This is a genomic window from Edaphobacter sp. FHG110511_03, from assembly GCF_059115365.1.
In genome coordinates this window covers 521699-546207 of sequence record NZ_JBZYWL010000005.1, presented here as the reverse complement: position 1 = coordinate 546207, position 24509 = coordinate 521699, and the positions used below count along the sequence as shown (strand labels likewise).

Sequence of the window (24509 nt, the reverse complement as noted above, 5' to 3'; positions counted from 1 at the left end):
GTCTTATCGTGCGATTCCTTCCGGACGGTAGGCTCTCAGCGACTCGACATCTACTCGACTCTTGGTTGATCGGCCATCCGGGAGTAATCGCACAGCGATCTGGGTGCGTGCTAAATCGCCGGGTCACTCATCGAGAAGCTCACAGACGCCATATCAGAGCAATATGCACATCGGAAAATAATTGGTTTGGGATTCTTCCTTGGCGACAACGAGTCTGAATCGCCTTGCTTTTCGGGTACAAGTTCAGGTACAGACATCAGGTTGGCTTGATTACGCTCAATTACGTTAAATTGCTGAAAGACCGGCACTTGTGAGAATCCAATGCTACGTTCCATTACGCTTGTTTATCATAGACATACGGTATTCTTAGGAAACTCAAAATCCGCCGGGCTTCGGCCCGTGGGGGTTCGCCCCCCCTCCCGGCACCATCTAACATGTTTATTTACAGTATGTTGTAGGGCAGGGAAGCGACGGCCGAATCCTTCGCGGTACAAATACGGTACAGTGCGCATCTCTTTTATTTCTTTTACTTGCTCGTTACAGTGTCTTCGGCGGCTCCGCTCGGCTTTCCCTCGCTAACCTCATATGCGCCTGATTACGGAGTGCCCAGCGGATAAAGTGTCCGCGCACTGTAGGACGTGTACTGAGACAGTTCGCCGTTCGATCGCCCTCCTGTCGCGGTTTCAGTCGGAACATTTTTAAACATTCCCTTCTCCATGACACTCAGTGAGTGAACCTTAGGTAGGGTGCCGACGAGCAGTTTCTGAGACGCCCATAAGTTCAGTTCCCAGCAGAACCAGACGTTATTGACATCGTCAGAACGCAGGCCAACAAGCGCTTTATGAGAACTTAATCTGCGCCTAATCCAAGCTCGATAAGCCAAGTACCCATTATCTATCGCCAATAAAAATTTTGGAATCGTTTTTTGGATGTCGGCAGAATTTCAATCTTCGGAAGGCGCACAGACATTCGCTTAGTTTTTTCACACTTTCAGTGATAACTTGACCGACGACGAAACTGAGCATTTTCAAAGGAGACGCAATGCTACGAACTGGGCTCATCGCCGTCTCCAACTTTAGTCGGCTGCGGCGACGCTGGCGGCTGTCTCGCGTCTGTTCTTCTCAATGAAGCCTTTCATGTTGGCTGGAGCGTTCTCCAAGTCGATGACGACACGGTCGAATAGGCGTAAGGCATCTGATCGAAGTAGTCCCGAATGATGGGTGTCACGATAATCGGAATACCTTGTGCACCGCCTCGAGATAAGCATTTTCGTGCTCAGTATCAGGCTCGAGATAACTTCCTTCGGTCCATTCGTTCCATGAGTTGAGAGTAATGAGGCGCTTGCCCGCAGGCAGACGGGCTAGCGCAAATTGCTTCGCAGAGCGAAGCGAATCTTCGAACGCCATTGGGGAGTTGTTCACAACAACAGAGGTGAAGGGATAGGCGCCCACACGGAAGTTGTCCGTCTGACAGGTTCTAGGAGTAGCATCCCATCCCACCGTGACATTGGGGAAGTACATGCACCCGAGTTCAGAGGATGCTCGATCGCGATAGCTTTCGTACTGTCGTCGGACGTCCTCGTACTCCGTCATGCAGGTGTTAGAGAGACGGGCATGATGTATCCAGACATACGAAGTCGTGCTATTAATGCTCAACTGCCGCAGAAGCTGTGGCACTTGAGCATCGTTCTCGCCAGGAAGAAGCTTCACGCCCCAGGTTACCGCATCGACGTGGACGTCTGAAAAGCCAGCAGACCGTGCCTTTAGGCGAAGCCCATCGAGGGCGAGCGCGGCCGACGAAACTCCCCCGAGGCCTTCCACGAAGCGTGACAGCTCGTAGATGGAGAAATAAGGTTTACCCTCAAGCTTGAGATAGGACGGGTGTTGGAAGAGCTCCACCACGCGGTCACACATGGCATCGAAAGCCTTACGCGAAATTCCTCCACGAAACTGCACGGTCTTCTGGCCGTCGAGCTTGGCGGGATGGAGATCGATCCAATCGTGATTGGCCCACATTAGGGCAAACTGGACATCGCGATTGTTGGATGTCTTGAGGTAGCCATTCTCCAGGGCACGGTTCAGAAAGGGCCCGTCTTCATACCAATACCAATCAAACAGCAGCGCATCGACGCCGTGTTGTTGAGCTGCGGCGATCTTCTTGCTGAACACTTCGGGTGTGGCCTCATCTCCGTAGCCCCATAGCGGCACCTTTGGTTGATGGTGACCTCGAAACCGTGGTCGCGCCGCCTTCATTAGATTCCACTCGGTCCAGCCGCTCCCATGTGCCTTCTCGTTCCGAGGGTCAATGTGGAAATTTCCGAAGTAGTAGGCCGCTGTAATGCAATCGTGCGCCCCAGTTGTCTGAGCCAACGTGCTGGCTGCTTCAAGCCCCCTGTCCAATAAAACTGTACCTGCTCCCGTGATGAATTGACGGCGATCCAATCAGCCTCCTTTTCGTGATGCCATCATTAGGAATCACTCATCGTACTGTCAATGTCTTGCCGGAACGGTGCAGGTGCAGTGCTGTATCATGGTGCCTCTAAGAAGGCTTCCGCTTCTTTGTTATCGGAGCTTGCAATGAGAGATGAGACCATGGGTTCTGCGGTGCTTGCCGCTCATAAAGGGGAAATCAAAGGCGAACAGCCGCATCTAGAAACCCGGAACTCTTCTGAACGCATCGCCGAGACATTGGAGCACATTCTGCGCAGTCCGCGCTTCAAGGACAGTCAGCAGCTGCAGAACTTGCTTCGGTACGTCGTCGATGAGGGTCTAAAAGGAAATGACGATGCCCTCAAGGAGCGAATGATTGGAATCTATGTCTTCGGGCGACGTCCTGACTACGACACGACCGACGATCCCATCGTCAGATCGCGCATGGGATCGCTTCGCAAGCGTCTCGTGCAGTACTACGAAGGGCAAGCAGGGAATGATGCAGGAGTTCAGATCGTCATCCCGAACGGCACCTATCGTCCTGCTTTCCTCTTCCGCGCAGTTCCACGAAGTAAGAGCGCGGACGCTGTTCTGGTCGAAGGAAGAAGCAGCCGGCTAACCAGCTCAGAAGCGACGAAGCCAGTCGCCACGCTCGATACTTCTCCTGTGATCGTGCCAGCCCCAGCGGTGTCCTTGACATCCTCCCATTCGGTTTCGAGGAAAACGTGGGGCTACCGTGCTGGGGCGTTCGCACTGGTGACTGCGATCGTTCTCTTTGCGGCGTGGTGTTTTTTTTTGCGGCCAGTAAGCGTACTTGATGCGCTCTGGGCGCCGATTGTGAAGGGAAAACAGCCGATCTATGTCTATACGGGAACCATGACGGTCTACGAGCCGGGGTCTCCCACGGATGAAGCCTCTTCCGAGACCGACCTCTACTGGCCCATCCGTGTACCGGAACCGCCCTCGGCAGATCTGCCCAAGGAGGGACCGAATCAGGTCTACTCTTACGGTGAAGGGATGCTCACCGGTTCGGTGTACGCCGATATCCGGGTCTCAGCGTTTCTGAATAAGTACGACCGAACCCCGGTTCTGCGTTCTGGCGCAAATCTACCGTATATGGATCTGAAGGGTTCCCCCCTCATTCTTATCGGTTCCTTTGACAACTACTGGACGCGGGTTATGAACGAAAACCTGCCGTTCTATTTCGATCGCGGGTTCGGGATTCGCGAACGCGGGGGAGCGCAGCGGCGATGGCACAACCCCCTCAAAGCGGAAATGACGCCCAGGATGATGGAAGATTACGCCCTCATCTTCCGGGTGATGGATTCGAAGGCGGGGGCACCCGTGTTGGCTATCGCTGGTCTTTCCACGTGTGGAACCCATGCGGCCGCAGACTTTGTCACGGATCCGGCACAGCTGCAAGGCCTGCAGGATCTTCCCCGCGCGGCTCTCCTGACTAAGAATTTCGAACTTGTTCTCCATGCCACGCTGGTGAACTGCGCGCCTACCTCCGTTGAGGTGGTTGCCAGCAAGGTCTGGTAAGGTCTATCCCAACCTGACACCACATCGCCTTCGTCGTGCGTCCGTCATTCTGAATCCTCCCAAAGGAAGTTGCCAACGACGGCAGGAACGTAAGACCGTGCTTGCGCTCCGGGTAGTCCAGGACTTCCTGGTAACCCTTTGCATAAAAACTGGTTGCGGGCAGAACGCATACAGCACCGCACCTGCACTGCACCTGAGCTCCGTTGACAGTCATTGAAGCTAACCATATCCCTGATGAGGCTTGGAGAGACAGATTTCTCATCTGACGGAGCCTGGGGAGAACAGCGATGCAATTGAATTTCATGGAAACAAAGAGGCCGACGGTGCGAGGGGTGGGAGAAAAAATGCATTCTCGAAGTGCGAGAAGACTCTTTGTTGTTTTCCTTTGGGCAACGTTCTTTTTGTTTCTTCTGGGGCCCGCGTTCGCTCAGACGAACCTCGCCACAATCACGGGAACGGTCACCGATGATGCAGGGGCCGTGGTGCCGAACGCGAACGTCAGCATCCGGAACACGGAAACGACAGCCGAACGCGTGGTCATTACGGAAGCAAACGGATTCTACTCCGCCCCCTCGCTGACGATTGGGTCGTATCGTGTCACGATTGCAGCCCAGGGTTTCGGTAAAACCGTCCTCCCCGCATCCCTCACCCTTGGTGGACTCAGCCTGGATGTTCACTTGAAAGTCGGGAATGTGACAGATGAGATTACTGTGACGGGGTCTTCCGGAGGGGTGGCCATCCAGACCGATAGTCACGAATTGTCGAACTCTGTCGATAGCGTGCAGCTGACCACGGTTCCGAACGGAGGACGCAGCATTCTCAGTGTCGCTACCCTTGGGCCGGCGTCGCAGAACGGTTCTGATGCTTCCAATTCAGCAGGAGACCAGAGTTTTTATGGCCAGACGGGCAACGCCGTCGTCCTCGCCGGCCTTGGACCGAACCAGACGCAGTTTCTGCAGGATGGCATCGACAACACGAACCTGCTTACACAGACAGCGAACATCCTCGCGTCCGTGGAGGCAGCCAAAGAGGTCAACACCACCTACAGCAATGCGCCCGCCATCTTCCGCCAACCCGCTATTGTCAACGTGGTCACCAAGAGCGGTTCCAACCACTTCCATGGAACTCTGTATGACTTCCTGCAGAACGACGCTGCCAATGCCAGGAACTGGTATGCAACCACGAAGCCGCCGCTGCGCTACAACCTCTTCGGAGGGAACATAGGCGGCCCGATCTTTCGCAATAAGATCTTCGGCTTCTTTGACTACTCGGGGCTTCGGAGTCACTCATCCAGCCTCAGCCAGAATCGCGTTCCCACGCTCGCCGAGCGGGCCGGAGACTTTTCAGCCGATCCTGTGATCTACGATCCGTCCACCTACAATCCTGCGACAGGTGCCTCCAACCCCTTTCCGGGAAACAAGCTGCCATCGATAAGCGCGTTTGCGCAACTGTGGCTCCAGAACTATCCCCTGCCTACCATGACTGTGAACGCGAACAACGTGAACTACCAGGCCAATATTCCATCAAGCAGCAACTATGATGAGTATCTGGCGCGTGGCGACTGGAACATCTCGCAGAAAAACCAGCTCTTCGGGACGATCGCCCGCTTCAACAGCTCGGGTGGAGGTAATAGCATCACGCCAGGTCTATTCGGCATCAGTATTCCTCTCAAGGGAACAAACGCCTCCGTCACCGATACATTGATCATAAGCAGCCATGTCGTAAACGCTCTCAAGGTCGGCTATAACCGCAGCAATCTGTTCCGCACGCAACAAGGAACCGGCACAAAGAACTACGCAGACTTCTATGGACTGAAGAACCTCAATCCACTGCTCTTGCAGTCGACGCCGCCCGCGATCTCGGTCTCGAATTACAGCTCCCTCGGTGATCCCTACTCTCCGCAAGGCGCTATCCAGAACCGCTATCAGTTTGCGGATCAGCTGACTTGGATACGTGGTAACCACACAGTCAGCTTTGGCGGCGAATTCATTCGCGTCCAGTTCAACGGAAGCTGGGTTGTCACTAATAACGGAAATTACAGTTTCGACGGATCGGCGACCTCCCAGTACATCGCGGGAAAGCGCAGTTCAACCAACCAGGGCAATGCATTTGCCGATCTTGAACTTGGCTTCCCGGTGGGCGGCAGCGGTCTCACTGGCACCTCCGCAGGATCGTTCCGCGAATTCGACGTCTCGGGATTCGTTCAAGACGACTGGAGAGCCACCCCTCGGTTGACGCTGAATGTCGGATTGAGATACGACTACATCAACCCTCCAACCGACAAGAACGGCCGCGGCGCACTGTATGTGCTGGCAACGAATTCAAACAGAACGGGTGCCTGGAATGCGAACTACAACGATTGGGCTCCTCGCGTAGGCTTCGCATATAAGGTGTCGGATAGTCTGGCGCTGCGTGGTGGATACGGCATCTACTATGCACCCATTCTCTACAACAATCTGCAGTTCATGCTGCTGTATTCGCCAAATGTAGTGGCTCAAAGCTACAGTCTAAACATTCAATCTCCGAAGAACATCCAGAACCTCTTCGTAGCGAATCCGCCTTCGGTCCCGGGGCAGGGCGGCTATTCCATCAATTCCGTTCTCAAGGACACCTCGACCCAGGAATGGAACGTAAACGTAGAACAAACGTTTGGTAGCAGCACTATGTTGACGGTGCAGTATCTCGGCAACGTCACTAGGCACCAGTCTGCGCGTGCAGATCTGAATCAGCCGATCGCTCTCTCTGCTGGAAATGCATCGGGCAAGCTCGATGTTCGTCCGTATCCCTATGCGGGTCCCATCGATGGTCAGCTCAACGCCTACGCCGCAAACTACAACGCATTGGCCGTCAAACTCGATCGGCGGCTTTCCAAAGATTTCCAGCTTCTCGCCTCGTACACCTGGCAGAAAGCCCTGAACAGCGTGGACGGCGATAACAACAACATCCAGACTCCATACAATCCCCAACTGACTTACGGTCCGGCGAGTTTCAATCGAAACCAGAGCTTGAATATCAGCCCGATCTATTACCTGCCTTTCGGCCCGGGCAAGCAGTTCCTCAACTCAAACAATTTCTTCAATCGGGAACTGATTGGCGGTTGGGAGCTTTCCGGGCTCCAATACTTCGCATCCGGCCAGCCCATTACGGTTACCGCGAATAACAACGCTGACACGAGCCCATATCACAATGTCTACGCGAACCTCACCTGCAATCCGATGCAGGGTTTTCAGCGTACACGCTTCAAGATATTCAATCCCGGTTGTTTCGCGCAGCCAGCAGCGGGTCAATACGGCACCACGCGCTCCGTAGGTTCACAGCCACCCATCTTCTCGACAAATCTCTCCGTCATCAAGAACTTCGCTCTCCTCAGAGAACACTCTCTCCAGGTCCGCGCAGAGGCGTTCAACCTCTTCAATCACCCGCTCTTCAGCACCGGTGGAGGAAGTGTTACCTCTCCGACACTGGGAACAGCAACCTCCCAATCCAACAGTCCAAGGTCGATGCAGTTCGCTCTTCGATACTCGTTCTGATCTGTACCGCTCAGTGGCCAACGAACCCACAGTGACGAATTTATGCAGGTGGATTGCCAGAAGGAAATCGAACACGGAGCTCGCATTGCTAGAAGAATGCTGACACATATCACCTCTCATCACATCCCAGGATCACTTCTGGAAAGCGCTTTTGTGAGGACGCCGCCCGTCCTCCGCCTTGTGAAGACCGATTCCCAGGAGAGGACGCGATCTGGTTGACATGCACCTCGCCTGAAGTCTCTTTCTGGCCAAAAGAATTCATTGGAATAGCCCTTTTCCGCTGTGCGAACAGGCTTTGCGCAATTCTCTTCCTTCAGAAAAGCGATCCATCAACGTGCCCGTTATTATTACTATGCAGTCGACACCTCGGAAGAGATCAATTTTTCAGACACGGGTTGACATCCTACCCAATGGGTGGAGACTTGGTCGAATGGCTACTCAAGATTGCGCTGCGCACAGAATGACGGATCTGAAACTCGATTGACGCATTCAAGCCAACTCACTCACTGATGCCGTTTCGCTGAGTGGATTAGCGATTTGTCACTGCTTCAAACAGCATTACTTCCGAGAGGTGTGTTTTACAGGAATAATATGCCGAGGTCGGCTCAACCCTTAGTTCGATGAGCGCATTGACCCGAAATGTGCCAATTGAGGATCAGGCACTTGCTCGAAATGCCGATTTCGAAGACAGTGCCAAGAAGAGCGCTTTTCCCGCACCAACCTATTCCGTTGCCAGGGGCCCACAGGCACGCGTAATTATCTGATTCCTCAAATATTGGGGGCACTCTTACTTCGAATCAATGGGGCTGTAGCCAATGTTCCCCTGTCTTCACCCCCTGAGCCCAATACTTTGAGCACGATCCTCGATGCTCCCTCAGGTAGAGGCATCGTTGTATTGAGTTCAATAGGATGGGCGGGGTCGATGGCTTGTACCTCATGACGAGATATTTCGGCACCATGATCGCTGTAAATAACAGCTACTAATCTCCCCGGAAAGAACGTGGAAAAACTTCCTCGTAGCCGTATCTCATCCATCTTTGTAGTTGCCTCTAGCCTCTCTACAACCACGCCTGGCACATGCATCTCCTTGGGTTGAGCCGCAATCGCTATTGGGTGCCAGACTGTATCAAAAGTGTAGGCTTCTCCAGGAGGTAGCTTAACCATGGGTGAGTTGACCTCGGCCTCCATGTAATAGGGCGTTGTCAAGGGTGTCACACTCGCGATGGACGCAGCACCTTGCTCATCAAAATGCACCGACGGGCCATTCTTGTAGAAAATTACCGTAGTACTTCCCGGATACTCCTCTCCTTTTTTGAACTCGAAGCTCTCTACCATCCCGTAGTGACTGGTCTTGTCTACAACGGCCAACCAACCGGCAGTCGTATCAAGCCATACTTCATTCCCGAAGTAGGTCCAGTGCAAACGAAAAAGATCATCGGTAGTAGAAAACGCAGGATCTTCAGCTAGACCATACCGAACGTGATAACCATCCGGAAAAAGAGATTGCGGGTTGCGCGGAGTAAATGCCCATAAGTCACGATTGAAATCGCCGGGTTTACCAGGATCTTCAAGATCATACTGCGACACAGACTGAATAGACCACGTGATGGGGTGGGCGGATGTGTTCTCCATCACCGCATGGAAGCGAATCTCGGGGCTATCTGCATCAAGACGAACTGTACGGACGATGCGCATGCCGGTGATCGAGTCAGGCTCCCCCGCAAGACGCACAGCGCACTGCTTTCCTTCCGAAAGTGTTTCGAAGACGTAAGGCAGATCGTCAATTGCCGTTGATTGAATCACCCAATGATTCTCATCTTGGCTGCCCTCCGGCATCGGCCATATCTTGTCCCCACCGTAATTAATCCAGTCACCTTTTGCCTCGGCGGGCGAGATGTATTTGCCGCGGAAGCGTGGGTTTGCGAAGAGATAGGGATGACCGTTGAATTCTACTTGCATCAGGCGTCCACCTAGTTGGGGTACGAATGTGAGCTTGACCCAGTGGTTGGTAACCGTCTGCGCATCCCACCCAAGATACTTGCCCGATTTCACGGAACAACTGTTCGCTCCCTGTGGATCAGCGAGCAATGCGGAGGGCAGAAGACTAACGAATGCTATGACAACAAAATGAAGAAACTTCATATGCTAAACATCCTTCAAAAGAGATGAAGCAGTGGAGAACAACTGCAAAGGTATCGAGCGCAATTATCTAATTGCGCTCGATACCTACAACACGACATTTAGAAGTAGAGTTTGAGAGCGACCTGCATAATACGCGGGTCGTTCGCTGCAGTGACATAGCCAAAACCACCGACTCCCTGGTTATTCCAGAGACCTCCGCCGGAAGTATCAGACTGTCCTGGAGCTTTGAACTGGGCGTGGTTGAAGACGTTGAATGCCTCAGCGCGGAACTGCACGTAGACCTGTTCGTTGATATCGAACCTGCGCAGCAGTGCGAGGTTGGTATTGTTCAGACCGGGTCCATGGAAGAAACGGCGCCGCGAAGTGCCGAACTGACCCAAGGGTTCCTGAGTAAAGAGATCCGCGTTGAAGTAAGGAAGACCACTACGAGGATTTTTGTTGGTGATTAGATGGCCGGGAGTGTAATCAGGAAGGTCCGCTCCGGTCCCGGTGAGTGACTGGTCGTCATTCTCCGAGATCGTAACGGGCAGACCAGTAGCGAGTGTGGTGACACCCGAGACTGACCATCCTTTAGCGATGTAAGCCGCCAAGCCCTGTTGACCTGGGGTAAGTAAATCAAATGGAAGCTGGACTGTATAACTTCCAACGAAGTTATGCGTTACGTCGAAGTTGGACAATCCCCAACTGAGTTGTGGATTCAGCACATTTGTCTTATCCGACTGAGCCGAGGCATTGTCGAACGAACGAGCGTAGGTATAACCCAGCAAAAAATCGTAACGCTTGCTGGAGTGCTGCAGTGTGGCCTGCAGCGAATTGTAATTGGATGCCGCGACGGTTCGCATGTATGGGTTCGAAGCGAAGGCGAGCCCCAGCACACGCGTTCCGTTTACCACTGTGCCGTTAGCCTTGATGTACTGACTGGTCTCAAGCCCAGGTCCGCAGTCGGTCTGTCCCTCTGCTAGTGCCGATCCCCGCAGCGAAAGGCACAGCGCCGCGTCTCCAGGATTTGCTTCCTCCTGGGTTATGAGCTTGCGACCGAGATTGCCGACGTAGTTCACACTCATCACGGTTCTGCTGCCCATACTACGCTGAATTCCCAGGTAGTAGCTTTGTACATAGGGCAGCACGTTTTTTACATCGAAGAGCGCGGAGCCGGAGATAGGTAATACCTGCGACCAGGGGAAAGTAGTATCGGGATTATTTTTCGATACATTGGTTGGCGGAAACGCGAAAGGGAACCGCTGCCCTTCATTGTTGCCTGTTGCGCGGTCTATATATGGTGTCTCAAGCATCGGCTGCACAGGGCTGGAGTAGAAGAGGCCATAAGGTGCATCTCCTACTTCGATGAAGCCGGTTGAATCCTGAATGTTGGTATAGAAGACGCCATAGCCTCCCCGCAAGGTGAAGTTCCCTGGACCACCTGTAATCTTCGACAGAATGCCATCAGAGCTGCTGGGAGAATAGTTGAAGCCAAAGCGGGGAGCAAAGTTGTTGTAGCGGATAGGCGCGAGAGTCCGCGAGACTCCTGGGTCACCAGGCACAAGATAGCCGAGCGGGGCACCGGGAAAGACTACGGACTGAACACCGGGAATCAGCGTTTCCAACTTGTTCTGTGTGTCGTACCACGGTGTTGAGATCTCATAGCGGAGACCATAGTTCAGTGTCAGATTCGACTTCACGCGCCAGGAATCCTGTGCAAACGCTCCGAAATAGTGACTGCGTGAATCAAGAATCTGCGGGCTGGCCTGAATAAAGTTATTGGGCGCACCGATTAGCAGGTCGGCAAAGTCACTACCGGTCTCCTGGCCATTAAAGCTAAACTGCCCGTTGGCGCCGTAGTAATTGCGTTCGTTGATCTGGTCGTAATGATAGTTGATGCCGTATTTCAGATTGTGCTGACCAATGACGTGCGAATAACTCTCCAGCACCTGGAACATATTGTTGTACTGATTCAGCGTGTCCACAGGGGTTCCGAAGCTGAAGTTGTTCAGATCGACACTGGGAACACCGGTGAGGGCCGAATTGATATTAGAGAGACCGCCTGCAGCTCCCCACGGCGTTACAAAACCGAGGGAGGAGAGCGAGACCCCTGTTCCTTCCACGGGATTGCCGAGATGATTGACAATTCGCATATAGGTGACACGGAAGTCGTTAACGGCGGTACCGTGCACGGTGCTCGTCAGGCCGAGATTGATCATCTGCGCACGGCCCTGGTTAGCCGATGTAAATCCGGGAATATTCACTCCGCTGCCATATGGGTCGTTGAGCGAGAAACTGTCGATGAAATAGTAAGCGAAGAAATTGCCGTAACGCGTGTTCAGATCGCCACGGATACCTCCCTTGTTGTCCGTCAGATGAGCGGATGCCGCCGACGTCGCAAAGAAGTTGTTGGCCGCGTTTGCCTGCGGTATGTACTGCATCAGGCCTGCCGCCGCAGGCGACCAAGCTGACTTGGGAATCGAAGCATTCGGGAACACGCAGGTCGCTGTACTGCATCCCGCGACATAGTAGGGCTCGCCGGCGGTCACCTTGTAGCCGAGGCGATTGGAGAGCACCTGCGCCCATCCGGCTCCTGCAACGGTACCGCTTAGCGGAGTATTGTCTCCATCAAAGAAGTTGCCGCTACGATTGTCAGCCGTAGGGACCTGGAAGTTCTGTGTCGCTCCTCGGATCTGCTTGGTGCCTTGGTAGTCTGCGAAGAAGAAGGCCTTGTCCCTACGGATCGGACCGCCAACTGTGCCACCGAAGATGTTCTGGATGAAGACACCGCGCTGCCCCGGTGTGTAGTAGTTGCTGGCATCGAGAGCAGTGTTGCGCAGGAAGTCGAAGACATCGCCGTGGAACTTGTTGGTGCCGCCTTTGGTGACTACGTTGATCTCCCCACCGCTGAAGTTTCCGTACTCCGCATCGAAGTTATTGGTGATAATGCGGAATTCGGCGATGGAGTCAAGATTGGGAATGATCGCCGCGCCGTTATAGACACCTTCGTTCGCATCGGCACCATTGATCATGTAGCCGTTTGAAGCCTCGCGGCCACCATTGACTGAGACATTGCCCGAATTAAGATCGCCTGACACCGTTCTCCCATTCTCGGAGGTTCCTTGGTAGGGGGAGACTCCAGGCTGCAGAGCAAGTAGATCCGTGAATGATCGACCATTCAATGGCACGGACGTCATCTTTGTGCTCTCAATAACCTGTCCGAGCTGCGTGTTTTGTGTCTCAACTTCGAGTTCGTCGGCGCGGACTTCCTGTGTCTGATTGGCTGAGCCAATTTGCACCGTAACTTCAAGACGGATTGCGGAGTTCGCATCGATCTTGATGCCTGTTGCTTCAAACGGACGGAAACCATTCGATGCGGTGGTGAGCGTATAAACGCCGACGCTGAGCGCAGGGAAGGTGTAGAAGCCTACATTATCGGTTGTGACGGATTGCGTAATGCCCGTCACTTCGTTTCGAGCCGTCACTTGCGCCCCAGGTATTGCGGCACCACTTGGGTCGAGCACTCTTCCCGATATGGATCCCGTAATAGCCGCATACAGCGGCAAAGAGCCCAGGACAAGGACGAGACACGCCAGCAAGGTCCTGCGAATGTGCAGAAGCATGATGTTTCTCCTTGATCAAATGAATTTCAACTAGTTGTGAAGCCTGAGACTGTAAAATCCGAGGGAGAGAAACACGCCCATTCAGCGTGTGCCTCCGCTGCTGGCCGAGCATGATTTTGGAGCAGTCATAGCTCCTTGAGCCACTAGAGGGCTCTTGATTTGCAGGCTTACCGTGGCCTGCGTTATTGGCTCCTCACCAGGAGGAGATCAATATTTCTTCTGCACGCCTTTGCTACTTGCGTGTTTATCCCGCATGGACCTCGGGATGGCGAAAGTGAAGAGGTCGCTACCAGCTGCGATGGCAAAGTACTGCACACCGTCGACGGCATAGCTCATAGGTGAGGCGTGTACATGCTGGCCAAGATTAAAGTGCCAGAGCGAATCGCCCGAAATACCATCAACGACCTCAAACTCTTCTGCATCGTTGCCGAAGGCAACCAGACCCGTTGCCGTACTCATGGCTCCGGCAAAGGAATGCGTATCCCCAGTTTGCGCATATCGCCACACAAACTTGTCCTTTGCTAGATCGTAGGCATTCAAATACTTCTTGTTGTGCTCCGTTGGAAGATGCGCTGCGCCGGTGGAGTAGTAGGCGCGCCCTTCTTCGAAATCTTCCGTCTTTGCCTTGAACACACTGCAGTCGTCGAGAGAAATGAAATAGAACATGCCCGTGTGCTCGTTGTAGGTAGGCGAATACCAGTTCGTTCCGCCGGCGTAGCTCGGACACATGCGTGTGCCTTCGGCGTTTGGGATCAGATTGGTGCGGATAGGACGCCCTTTGGAATCGATTCCTTTAGCCCAGTTCAGCGTTTGCGCAAACTGCGTTGCTCGGAGGAACTCACCAGTTACGCGATCGAGCACATAGATAAAGCCATTGCGATTCGCTTCGATCAGCAGTTTACGGGGCTTACCTTCGTAAATCCTGTTGACCAGCACGGGTGTCTCAGTGGCATCGTAATCATTGAGGTCATGCGGCGTGAATTGGAAATGCCACTTCAGCTTGCCTGTATCGGGATCAAGGGCTAGTACACAGTTGGTGTAGAGGTTGTCGCCCTCACGGACGCTGCCGTCGAAGTCGGGTGAAGGATTGCTCGTCCCCCAGTAGATCGTGTTTAGTTCTGGGTCATAGGTGCCGGGCATCCATGTAGTACCGCCGCCATGCTGATAGATAGTTCCCTTGGGCCACGTTTCCGAACCCGGGTCACCAGGCGCTGGAATCGTCCAAAAACGCCAAGCTTCTTTGCCGGTCTTCGCATCGAAGGCCGCAACAAATCCTCGCACGCCATCATCACCGCCCGAAGTGCCAACTAGGACCTTGTCCTTCACCACCAGCGGCGTGCTTGTCGCTCCGTAATTCTTATTGCCTGGTGCGTAAGACACGTCCCATAACAGGTTGCCCGACCGAGCATCGAGACATAGCAGCTGAGCGTTGTCGGTCTGCATATAGACGCTAGTGCCCAGAATCGCTACACCTCGATTGATATGGCCGGAAGCGTCGTCGATGAGGCCTTGCGTGACGGCACGTATGTGATGCCACAGTACCTTGCCTGTCGCGGCGTCGATCGCATAGGCGTCATTCGATCCTGTCATATACATCACGCCGTCAACCACGAGCGGAGTTGCCTCAAGAACTCCCGCGTTGTGACTGTGAAACACCCATTGCGCTTGTAGCTGTGAGGCATTGGCAGGAGTGACCTGCGTGAGTCCAGTGAAGCGGCGGCCCGAATAGTCGCCGTTATACGATGGCCAATCATTGAGCAGGGTTGTGCTCTGAAGCATCTCTCGCGACACGATATCGTCGTTTTGTTTGGCCACGGTCTGCGCAACGACAGAGGAGAACACGCTTAGCGCACAAACAAACCCGAGGATTGAAATGCGGGGCAAAAAACCTCTCACTTTGCCTCCTTCGGCTCGGTATAGGGAAGATACCCGTGGGTTTTCATCTTAAGGCTATAAACATAGTGTCCGGCAGTAATCCAGAGTGTTGATCGGGCCAGACCGCCCCACGTGAGATTTGCTGCCGTAGAAGGAAGGAAGATACGGCCTAGCCTGCGTCCTTCAGGATTCCAAACCCAGATGCCTCCAGGGCCTGTCACGTAAAGATTGCCTTTGCGGTCGACCTTCATGCCGTCAGGAACTCCCGGTGTACCGTCACTTTTTTCATCTGCAAATATGACTCCGTCAGAGACGACGCCGTTTGGATGGAAAGCATACCGCCAGATATTGTGGCGTTCCGTGTCGTCCACGTAGAGATATCTCCCGTCGGGTGAAAACACCAACCCATTCGGCTGCGCGATGTCTTGCACTAGCAGTGAGAGCTTCCCATCCTGGCCGAGTCGGTAAACACCTTTAAAAGGCGTTTCTTGCTTTTCGCCCTTTACAAGATCAAGCGTAGGGTCGGTGAAGTAGAGAGCGCCGTCAGGTCCAAGAGTTACATCGTTAGGACTGTTCAGCCGCATACCCTCGTAGCGGTCGGCGATCACGGTGTAACTCTTCTCGTCTGGCGAAAGACGGATGAGCGCACGTAGAACGCTGGCCGTGACGACCAGCCTCTGTCGCGAATCGCGCGTATTCCCGTCGGGATCGCCCAGCTTCAGGATTGTCGTATGATGGCCGTCGAGAAACAGACGGCAGAGCTCGTTCGTTTCCTCATCACTAACGATAATGCTTCCACCTGGCTCCCACACTGGTCCCTCAGTAAAACCAAAACCTGAGCCGGCGGTCTTTAGCTGCGCATCCTTGTCAACAAGCTCCCAGAAGTCGGGAAAATCTGCCTGCAGCGAAAACTCGCGCTTGGGCTGCTGTGTAGATAGAGAGCCAGGCAAAAGCAGAACCGCGAGGATAAGGAAGCGAACGCTCATTCTTCTGTTCCCTTCCTCCCACGCTTCGATGACGGATCAATGGGATTAGCAGAACGGATCAAATAGCTCACGATGTCATCTATCTCTTTTGGTGAGAGGCGAGCCCCATAGTCGGATGGCATCAGCGAGTGACCGGTGCGCGTGAGCTTCTTGAGGCCCGCTTTCTCGAGCTTGCGATAACGTCCGTCCTCTGTCTGAAGGATAATCGTGAAGTTATCCTCAGTCCGCAGCACGCCACGAAAGCTCTCACCGGAGGTGACAACTTCGACCACCTCAGAGCCAGGAGTGACAGAGGTCTCCGAACCCACAATCGCCGCGCGGATGCGCTTTGGCGCGATTCCGCTGCCGTAGTCGGACAGATCGCTGGCGATAAAGCCGCCTTCGCCATGCATCATGTGGCACTTCGAACAGCCGACGTGGCTAAAGAAGAGCGCGCGTCCAACTGCATCGTCGCCGGTAACTTTAATTTCTGCTGTTTTTCCCTGCAACTGGCGTAGGAAGCCGACTACATCTTTGATGCCTGAATCCCCCAGAAAACCAAAGGCTGGCATTCCGGATCCGGCAACGCCATTGCGCACAAAATTGGAAAGCTCTTCATCAGTAAGAGATGTGACATTGCGTGAAGTGGCGATGTTGGGAGCACGTTCCCCGCCACGTCCGTCAGAGCCGTGACACCCCGCACAATTGGTCGCGAAGGTCTTGCCTCCCTTGGCGGCGTATCCTTGCGCGTGCAGGCTACGAGGCGTCAAAATCGACAACGCCAGGACTGCCACTCCGGCCTGAAAAAAACATAGCGATCGAACCCTATTCATGGGCTTCTTTTCTACAGAAACATTTCCTTTCGCAGAAAAACAACAGCATCATGACGGTCCGCTCCGGTTTAAGCTAAAGATCCCGTGGTCCCGGACGGCTCCGATATTGAACGCATCGAATCGGTTCGTTGATTAATGATTAATTATTCAGGAAAAACATCGGTCGAATGCTCTGTTCTCTGATAGGCCATATGTCCTACAGGTTTAGAGGATATGTGGGCTTTAAACCGACATCGTTACACTGCGATCATCAACATTCGCATAAAGGATGGAGCAGAGGGTCATGGAACAAGCAGCCAGTCTGTGTCACATGGTTTGTAGGAAAACAGGCCAATGTTAGTTACCATTGCCCGAGCCACGACACATTCCTGTTACCTAAGTCAAACCGCCAATTCTCTCAGAGCTGGGTTCCTCGAGCCACATCGCGCTCGACAGCATCCGCTTCTGCGAGGAGCAGAGATAAACTCTCAAGTTACGAAGGACGACGCTGCCTCAGTGCGAACGCAAGAGCGAACAGTGCAAAATTCGGGTACAAGTTAGCGGTGGGAGTTCTCGTCGACCAAGCAACCGTGACCATCGAGAACATTGAGAGACATTTTGAAGAGGGGGCAGATCTCCATAACGGCATTCTGCATGGTGCAGATCAGATCGGGACTGCTGCCTTGGTTTCGACGCTGTGTATCTGCACTGTATTTCTCCCGATGTTCGCCCTAAAGGGAGTGCCAAAATTTCTGTTTGTCCCGATGGCGGAGGCCGTGATCTTCGCGATGATTGCTTCGTATATCCTGTCGCGAACTCTCGTGCCAACGCTGGCGATGATGCTCCTCAAACCGCATCATGGAGATGCGAAAACTCCCAGCAACATGTTTTCTAGGTTTCAAAAGGGATTCGAAAGCCTGTTTCTGCGAACCCGTACTACATATCAGGCTCTTCTGGTGCAGCTGGTTTCGCGCCGAAAGCTCTTCGTGCCAGCCTTCCTTCTTCTTTGCCTTTGTGCCTTCATACTCGTTCCTTTCCTCGGACAGGACTTCTTCCCGCAAAGTGATAGCGGGCAATTTATTCTCCATCTCCGCGCGAAGACTGGGACGCGGGTCGAAGAAACTGCCAGAACTGCTGACGAGGTTGAACCTTCCCAGTTGGTATGTGATTTCGAGTGAGGACAGAGTGGTAGCGCTGGTTTTGGAAGCCACTGTGGCAAAGCGAATGAATGCGACAACGATTACGCTTCAGTCGGGGCATCTGGCCATGATCAGTCATGCTGCCGAGGTCTCTGCATTTGTTGAGAAAGCAGCCAGCTCGTTGCAACCATAAGTCGCTCTTCTATATCTACGCCAACCAATGGCCAGTGACAGTTTTGAAAAACCTTGGAATAGAAAGATCTCTTGGGTGTTTTCAACTCAAGGCTTATGTCGTGGTCGATAAATAGCTAAATTACTTCTCGATTATCGAGACGAGGAAAAACAAAGATGTTACCTCATCGCTACAAAGCCTCAACTCCCATCACGAGATATTTACACCCACAACGCAAATCGAGAAGTTCCAGCAATGGCGGAACGGTCGGAGCGAAACTCGCTTCGTTGGGGAGCTATCCAAAACGAACATTGGCCAACTGCACGAGCACCGATTCACACGAGGTCTATGACTACCATTATTCCAATTTCTGAATTGACGATAGGTAAACCATCCGAACCAGTTTCTCTTCCACGTGAGTGTACCTTTACCGAATCTGACTGGAGAGCCCTGGCCCCCTTCTGGTACCCGGTCGCATTCTCCCACGAAATTACAAGTAAACCTTACGCCGCGACTCTCCTGGATGAACGTGTAGTCGTGTATCGACTTTCTGACGGTTCGCTTGCTGCGGCAAGGGACATCTGCTATCACCGAGGGATCCCTCTCAGTATGGACACGTCGAAGGCGATGAGATTATCTGCAGATATCATGGTTTGCGATACGATCAAAACGGACGTTGTACCTGTATACCTGCTCATCCAAACGGAAGCATTTCGCCTAAGCTACGATTAGATGTCTTTGTCGTGACGGAACGCTTTGGGCTCGTATGGGTTCGCTTAGTTGATGATGGTCCTCGCCCTCTACCGGTGTTGGAGGAGTGGGACTCCTCTGACTTTCTGAAGGTGCTGCCTGATAACGTAATGATTGCTGCCGCTGCGGGGCGCCAGGTCGAAGGATTTCTGGATGTAAGCCACTTTGCGTTTGTTCACGCTGAAACCTTTGGAGAGGCCGATAATCCGGTCGTCCCCGATTACCCGGTGACAAAGACGGCAGCAGGATTTATCGCTGACTACGTCAGCATTGTTAGCAATTATTCTCACGAGTATAAGCACCTCAGCCCTCCAGGGTTTTTGTGGCATAGGCGCTTCGAGGTGTACCTGCCTTTCAGTGCGAAATTGACCGTCTTCTTTCCCGAGGGAAGACAGCTTCATATTCTGAATGCTGCATCCCCGATTTCTGCTCGAAAGACAAGACTTTTTGTGCCCATTTGTCGAAACTTTGACAAAGACGCACCTCTCCAAGCCACGCTCGATTTTAATCACCAGGTGTTTGCAGAGGATATTGCAATCGTGGAGCAGCAATTCCCAGAGGATTTACCAATAAACCTCCACGCTGAGGCGCATTTCCCGGCAGACAGGAGCTCCATAGCCTACAGAAAGGGGCTGGCGGCCTTGGGACTAGGACAAAACTACACCACCTAAATACTTTGGGTTTGTGCAGGCTCCTCTATGAATCGAAGCTTGCGCTCATCGATCCGGACGGCCCCAATGGAAAGTTCGTTCACCTCGGCAAAGAACTACCATGGTAAGAACAGCTCTCGTGAAAGTCCCGGATGGGACAATGCCTCTCCGGCAAATCTAGATTGGGATGCCACGCTTCACATATGGACTCATGACCAGATCGACTGTGTGGCGCACCCATCAACGTGATCGGGACCGTCCTACGCGTGATCTTCAATGATGAAGACAACTGTGCTTGACCAGTAGCAGCTGTATCTCACGGCATCTACGAGCTCGCCAATGGCATTGCCAACGATTATGAGTTATCGATATTTCTGTAAAGTCCATGACAGAAAGAGACAAATATCGCTACATGTCATAGCTTTTGAGTCGGCGAATCCAGATGTTTCGATAACGTACCGGACCGGCATGACCTTGGAGGAGGAAGGGCTCTTCTGGTGGATGAGGTTCGTATTTGGCGATGGGAAGGGTATCAGTGCTGCCTAACAATTCCATATGATCGTGCACAACTAGCCCGTTAAAGAACAAGTAAAAAAAAGCAGGCATGGTTAGTTCGTTGACATTGAATCGTGGAGCCTTGAAGACGATGTCATAACTGTTCCATTGCCCTTCGGGACGGCATGGGGTAACCATTGGTGGATATAAACCGTAGATGCCGCCCGCAGCTCCATCGGCGTAAGTAATGTTGTTGTAGGACGAGAGCACTTGAACCTCATAGCGACGCATCATGATGACGCCGCTGTTGCCGCGCATCTGTCCGCGACGTTCCGGTGGAGTTCCTGTTGGAGTCATCCATTCCAAGTGAAGCTTGGCGGTCGCCAAACGCCTCTTTTGTGATCCGACTGCCTGAGCGACGGCCCATCTCCATATAACCGTTTTCGACCTTCCACTTTGGCTCGGATACTTTGCGATCGCGTCGTATACTCTCCCATTGAGACAGATCCTTTCCATTGAAAAGTACTATGGCGTCTGATGCTGACCCTGGTGTAGGCAGGGGCATACCGGGCGTAACTTTACTCGCCTGTGGGCGTGTTCGGTCATGCACTTTCCATGGCTGACCAGGCAAAGGATCTCCTACAGGGCTTCCCGCCATTTGATCCGGAGACATCTGACCGGGAGCCGCACCTACAGGAGCGGCAGGAACCTGTGCCGGACCGAACAGTGGTTCTGCGAATGAAATGCTGGAAAGCAGCTTGATGAAGTTGCGCCTGCTGGACATGATTTATCACTTTCGAAGATCCGTCTATGTGAATAGGCATACCGAGGCAAAGTAACGACTATTCATTGGACGGCCTATATACAATGGGTTTCGATACCAATTTGCCTACCGGAAAAGTAAGGGGAAGAGAGGCGCTCAGGTTTGTCCGCCAGACGCTCCATACGTGCGTCCCTTCCGTCTCGACATACTTGTGGTTGACGCCGTGATCTGTCAGATCCTGATGAAGCAACTCATTTGCCTTATACAAAAAATCTTGCCGCCCACAGGAGATCCATATCAGGCCGAAGTCTTGATTCGCCGCTCGAGGGTTTGCAGTCACTCTATTCAGGACCTCCTGAATATCTAGGAAGTCTGGTCCGATCGCCGCGCTGTAGCCCAGTACATGCTTGAAGAGCTCAGGATGACCCAGACCAATCGAAAGAGCCTGTCCGCCGCCCATGGACAGGCCCGCGATCGCGCGTGAATCTCGTGAGGTCTTAATGCGGTAGCTCTTCTCGGCAAATGGAATGATCTGTCCCAAAAAGATCCTTGGGAAAGAGCGGTGAGAACATACTCGTTTCGCCGGTTACACGTTTCAGAGGCTCAACGCCAGGAGACTGAAGGGCGTGACCTTGCGGCATTACAATGATCATCGGCTGAATTTTGCCCTGAGCCAGGAGATTGTCCAGAATGATGTTGGCGCAGCCGTTGAGCACCCAGCCTGAGACTTCCTCCCCATTGCCGTGGAGTAAGTACAACACCGGGTAGCTCTTCCTGCTCGTATCATAGGCCGGCGGAGTGTATACCCAGAGCGTCCGTGTGAAACCCATTACTGTCGATTCATACAGCATCATGCGAACCTCGCCATGTGGCACGGCCTGCGAATCGTAATCGAACGGGGACTCTCCAGGAACTTCGACGAAATTTGAGATCAGTTGTCCGGGAGGCACTGGTTTTGATCGCGGGATTCGAGGGGGCAAGTACATCGACGCCATCCACACGAAAGTTGTAGATCCATATCTCTGGTTTGAGCGGGAGAGTGGTCAGGGTCCAGATGCCGTCCTCATCTTTGGACATCGGAAGGGGACCCTTCCTTTGGGTGATCTCGCCAATCAGCGAAACCTTCGTCGCATGCGGCGCAAGATAGCGAAACGTAACCGTGTGGTCCGGATTCACTTCGGCTGGGCAGACTGTGCGTTAGAGGGAAGAATTAAGCAGATAAACAGAGACAATGCAAAAGCGCAATTTAGCGACCTCAAACATCGAAAGCAGAATCTTTACCGAGCGGCCAACTTTTTCTGTAAGGCATCCTGGATGGCCTTGTCCGCAATGGGAGACATAATTCTGTAACATGCGGGTGTCGGATGGATGCCATCTACGCTCAAGCCTTCTTTCATGCCATGCTTTTCATCAGCCATTGGTGTGAAGTAGTCCGCATACACACATCCGGCCTTCAGGTAGAAATCTTTCATCCAATCGTTCGTTTCCACAACCTTTTCGGCAGGCTCCAAGGCCCCTTCGCCATGGATAATCGTAAGCCGGTGTGACTGAGGCAAGCACTACCCTAATTCCGTTTGCCTGTGCGATCTCAGTCATTGATTTCAGATTGTCCTCAATCATTTTCAGGGTCGATGGGCCCGTATTTCCTGCGATATCGTTCGTGCCGCCGTTAATCGCGACTACCTTAGGCTTCAGCTCCACGACATCCTGCTGAAAACGCAATATCATCTGCGGAGTTGTTTGTCCGCCGATGCCTCGGTTGACATAGGGCTTGCCGGGAAAGAACTGCTCCGGCTGACGTTCCCACAGCTCTGTAATTGAGTCACCCATAAACACGACTTCAACCGGAGTGGTGATGGCAGCGTTTGCAGATCGAAAACGAGTGAGTACCTGGCGCAAGCCGTCGGCAGTAGGTTCACCTATTTTGATGAAGCACGGACGATTGCCCAATTGTTCATAGGTATTTGTACGATTGTCACCTGTCGGGATAATTCCACGACGTCGCGTTCCCCATTGCAGAATCTGGCCGCGAATCCGCTTGATCGTGATTCCCTTTTAGCTTTTCAAAGCCTTTGTCCGGATATGCGCCATCAAATGCGAGATCACGAAAATCGAGGTGCGAAGCCTGTCCGAATGATAGTTTTGTGTGATCCTTCATCGCCACAGTTCGGAAGAACAACCGTCCGAATGTAAAGTTGTGGATCGCCCGCCAAGTTGCTCAGAAAGTCATCGCTATCTCTTCCACAGAGGATCGCCTGCGGGCGCGACTTCTGCATCCTACGAAGGCTTCTGCACCGCCTTGCTAGAAAGGGGGTCTTCTTGTTACATGCTTGAGTAGACTAGAAAAGTCGTTCCAACTACAAGAGAAGTCGGCTCGGCTGCATTCCGGAATGAATAACGGAGCCATCGCCGGCGGCGACGCAGGCGCTAGGACGACAGAGGCCCTCATTTGCTCGAGAGTTTGTGCCGTATAGTACGCGCGAACAGAATATTGTCGGTTCTGACCTCGCCATAACTCCAGCATGAGTGCTCCACCCGGAGGGGTATCATCACGTCGGCCATCAATTATCCAATTCATTTGCAGCAGACCCGCGATGTTGATCAGGTTTGTATCGTGTGCTATCAGAAATAGCACCTTATCTGAGGCCCTCCCCAACGTTCCCTTCACAGGGTTTTGCGTGATCGCCTGCTCCAGCGATCTTTGGACCAGATTCAAGAGGTTGGCGGCTTGCAAGCGTGCGATTGCCGGAGTGCGCTGAGTGAAATCCACAGACGCGGTGTGAAGATCGATCAGAGTACGGAGCTTTTCGTCATCGACGCAGCCCCAGCCCACATCGGATTCATTCATTCCCTCCGTATATTCCAGCAAAAAATTTTCAGTGAATGTGCCTGCGATGCTCAGTGGCCCTTTGACATCAACCGGGCGATCATCTCCATCAACCACGACTGAAGGAATCTCAAACAGAGACAGGCGGCGTCGGTCCTGTTTTGAGCTACCACACGTCTCAAGTAGGTTGTCGAGCACGGACAACTGTGCCTTGTGGGCTTGCGTTATGTTTCCAGGATCGTTGCCGATGCGTCCTGCAAGGGCTGAGACCGTAAGATGCGAGGCCTGGGGATCAACGTTCGCCTCCACGGGATGAAAAAGAGGATCCTTATCTCCTTCTTTGAGTGACCTGACGGTGATGCTGCATCCTGGGAACATCCCTTTGGCAAGAGCTTCTCCGGTCTGGTGTGTGCGCTGATCGGAGTCGGCATAGAAGGTAACGTTGCCCGCATCCGCGCAGCCGCGGGCTGACAACAGTCTTCGGTTTGCGAGCGCCAGTCTATCATAGGCTCCAAAGAGTTCCATCAGATGATAGCCGTGCTTTGTGAGGTATCCGGGAGGAACATCCCATGCCGGCCAAGATCCCTTAGAGTATGCAGCGTACTGTGTGACCTTTCCCGTAGGGGATCGCACTCCATGACGGCTGAGATAGATGACGAATTTGAGCTGCTCGTCTTTTGCCTGAGAGACCTGCGCTGATAAAGCACTCGTACAGGCGCAGCCAATGCAGCACATCGCGACGATCCATCGAATCATTGGGTTCCTTGAGATTGCATAAGTGTGCGAAATGGAATGTCGTTGCAGTCCATTTCGCTG

At 53.1% G+C, this 24509-nt stretch carries 17 protein-coding genes and 1 pseudogene; 5 read left to right on the top strand and 13 right to left on the bottom strand.

What is annotated here, in order from left to right:
* Positions 1-1223: 1223 nt before the first annotated feature.
* Positions 1224-2441, bottom strand: a complete 1218-nt coding sequence (locus AC5S26_RS22065) for a glycoside hydrolase family 99-like domain-containing protein (protein WP_494187094.1) — start codon at positions 2439-2441, stop codon at positions 1224-1226.
* A 135-nt stretch (positions 2442-2576) separates the two neighbouring features.
* Here AC5S26_RS22065 and AC5S26_RS22060 point away from each other — a divergent pair, with 135 nt between their 5' ends.
* Both AC5S26_RS22060 and AC5S26_RS22055 read left to right on the top strand, forming a co-directional pair.
* Positions 2577-3971 carry a hypothetical protein gene (locus AC5S26_RS22060; RefSeq protein WP_494187093.1) on the top strand — a complete coding sequence of 465 codons (1395 nt, stop codon included), beginning with the start codon at positions 2577-2579 and terminating at the stop codon, positions 3969-3971.
* A 344-nt stretch (positions 3972-4315) separates the two neighbouring features.
* Complete coding sequence (locus AC5S26_RS22055) at positions 4316-7501, top strand: carboxypeptidase-like regulatory domain-containing protein (protein ID WP_494187092.1); 3186 nt, start codon at positions 4316-4318, stop codon at positions 7499-7501.
* A gap of 768 nt (positions 7502-8269) precedes the next feature.
* On the opposite strand, the gene AC5S26_RS22050 is transcribed toward AC5S26_RS22055, so the two are convergent.
* From AC5S26_RS22050 to AC5S26_RS22030, 5 genes are all read right to left on the bottom strand, one after another.
* Positions 8270-9643, bottom strand: a complete 1374-nt coding sequence (locus tag AC5S26_RS22050) for a hypothetical protein (protein WP_494187091.1) — start codon at positions 9641-9643, stop codon at positions 8270-8272.
* Between the two features lie 98 nt (positions 9644-9741).
* Positions 9742-13245 (bottom strand): carboxypeptidase-like regulatory domain-containing protein, encoded by a 3504-nt coding sequence (locus AC5S26_RS22045; RefSeq protein ID WP_494187090.1) that lies wholly within the window; start codon positions 13243-13245, stop codon positions 9742-9744.
* Positions 13246-13452: 207 nt separating this feature from the next.
* Positions 13453-15129 carry a pyrroloquinoline quinone-dependent dehydrogenase gene (locus AC5S26_RS22040; protein ID WP_494187089.1) on the bottom strand — a complete coding sequence of 559 codons (1677 nt, stop codon included), beginning with the start codon at positions 15127-15129 and terminating at the stop codon, positions 13453-13455.
* 8 nt (positions 15130-15137) lie between these two features.
* On the bottom strand, positions 15138-16106 hold the full coding sequence (locus tag AC5S26_RS22035) for an SMP-30/gluconolactonase/LRE family protein (protein ID WP_494187088.1): 969 nt from the start codon (positions 16104-16106) through the stop codon (positions 15138-15140).
* The gene (locus AC5S26_RS22030; RefSeq protein WP_494187087.1) at positions 16103-16918 is read right to left on the bottom strand and encodes a c-type cytochrome; all 816 of its coding nucleotides are present in this window, start codon (positions 16916-16918) and stop codon (positions 16103-16105) included. The genes AC5S26_RS22035 and AC5S26_RS22030 overlap by 4 nt, the downstream gene beginning before the upstream one ends.
* Before the next feature lie 167 nt (positions 16919-17085).
* On the opposite strand from AC5S26_RS22030, the gene AC5S26_RS22025 reads away from it, so the two are divergent.
* From AC5S26_RS22025 to AC5S26_RS22015, 3 genes and pseudogenes are all read left to right on the top strand, one after another.
* A complete protein-coding gene (locus tag AC5S26_RS22025) occupies positions 17086-18075 on the top strand; it encodes an efflux RND transporter permease subunit (RefSeq protein ID WP_494187086.1) in 990 nt (329 codons plus the stop codon).
* 388 nt (positions 18076-18463) lie between these two features.
* A pseudogene (locus tag AC5S26_RS22020) lies at positions 18464-18900 on the top strand (Rieske 2Fe-2S domain-containing protein); the annotation flags it as partial.
* A gap of 51 nt (positions 18901-18951) precedes the next feature.
* The gene (locus tag AC5S26_RS22015; protein WP_494187176.1) at positions 18952-19629 is read left to right on the top strand and encodes a hypothetical protein; all 678 of its coding nucleotides are present in this window, start codon (positions 18952-18954) and stop codon (positions 19627-19629) included.
* Positions 19630-20016: 387 nt separating this feature from the next.
* Here AC5S26_RS22015 and AC5S26_RS22010 read toward each other — a convergent pair whose 3' ends face one another.
* The 7 genes from AC5S26_RS22010 to AC5S26_RS21980 all read right to left on the bottom strand — a co-directional run bounded on the left by AC5S26_RS22010 (position 20017) and on the right by AC5S26_RS21980 (position 24449).
* Positions 20017-20490 (bottom strand): 3-keto-disaccharide hydrolase, encoded by a 474-nt coding sequence (locus tag AC5S26_RS22010; RefSeq protein ID WP_494187085.1) that lies wholly within the window; start codon positions 20488-20490, stop codon positions 20017-20019.
* On the bottom strand, positions 20381-20668 hold the full coding sequence (locus tag AC5S26_RS22005; RefSeq protein ID WP_494187175.1) for a 3-keto-alpha-glucoside-1,2-lyase-like domain-containing protein: 288 nt from the start codon (positions 20666-20668) through the stop codon (positions 20381-20383). Before AC5S26_RS22005 ends, AC5S26_RS22010 begins: the two co-directional genes overlap by 110 nt.
* Positions 20669-20945: 277 nt before the next feature.
* The gene (locus AC5S26_RS22000; RefSeq protein ID WP_494187084.1) at positions 20946-21407 is read right to left on the bottom strand and encodes an alpha/beta hydrolase; all 462 of its coding nucleotides are present in this window, start codon (positions 21405-21407) and stop codon (positions 20946-20948) included.
* Positions 21364-21696, bottom strand: coding sequence for an alpha/beta hydrolase (locus tag AC5S26_RS21995; RefSeq protein WP_494187174.1), 333 nt, complete (start codon positions 21694-21696; stop codon positions 21364-21366). The genes AC5S26_RS22000 and AC5S26_RS21995 overlap by 44 nt, the downstream gene beginning before the upstream one ends.
* A 10-nt stretch (positions 21697-21706) precedes the next feature.
* Positions 21707-22042: a hypothetical protein gene (locus tag AC5S26_RS21990; RefSeq protein ID WP_494187083.1), complete on the bottom strand. Its 336-nt coding sequence runs from the start codon at positions 22040-22042 to the stop codon at positions 21707-21709.
* Between the two features lie 234 nt (positions 22043-22276).
* Positions 22277-22816, bottom strand: coding sequence for a GDSL-type esterase/lipase family protein (locus AC5S26_RS21985; protein ID WP_494187082.1), 540 nt, complete (start codon positions 22814-22816; stop codon positions 22277-22279).
* A gap of 352 nt (positions 22817-23168) precedes the next feature.
* Entirely contained in the window at positions 23169-24449 is a 1281-nt protein-coding gene (locus AC5S26_RS21980) for a histidine-type phosphatase (RefSeq protein ID WP_494187081.1), read from the bottom strand.
* Between the last annotated feature and the right edge of the window lie 60 nt (positions 24450-24509).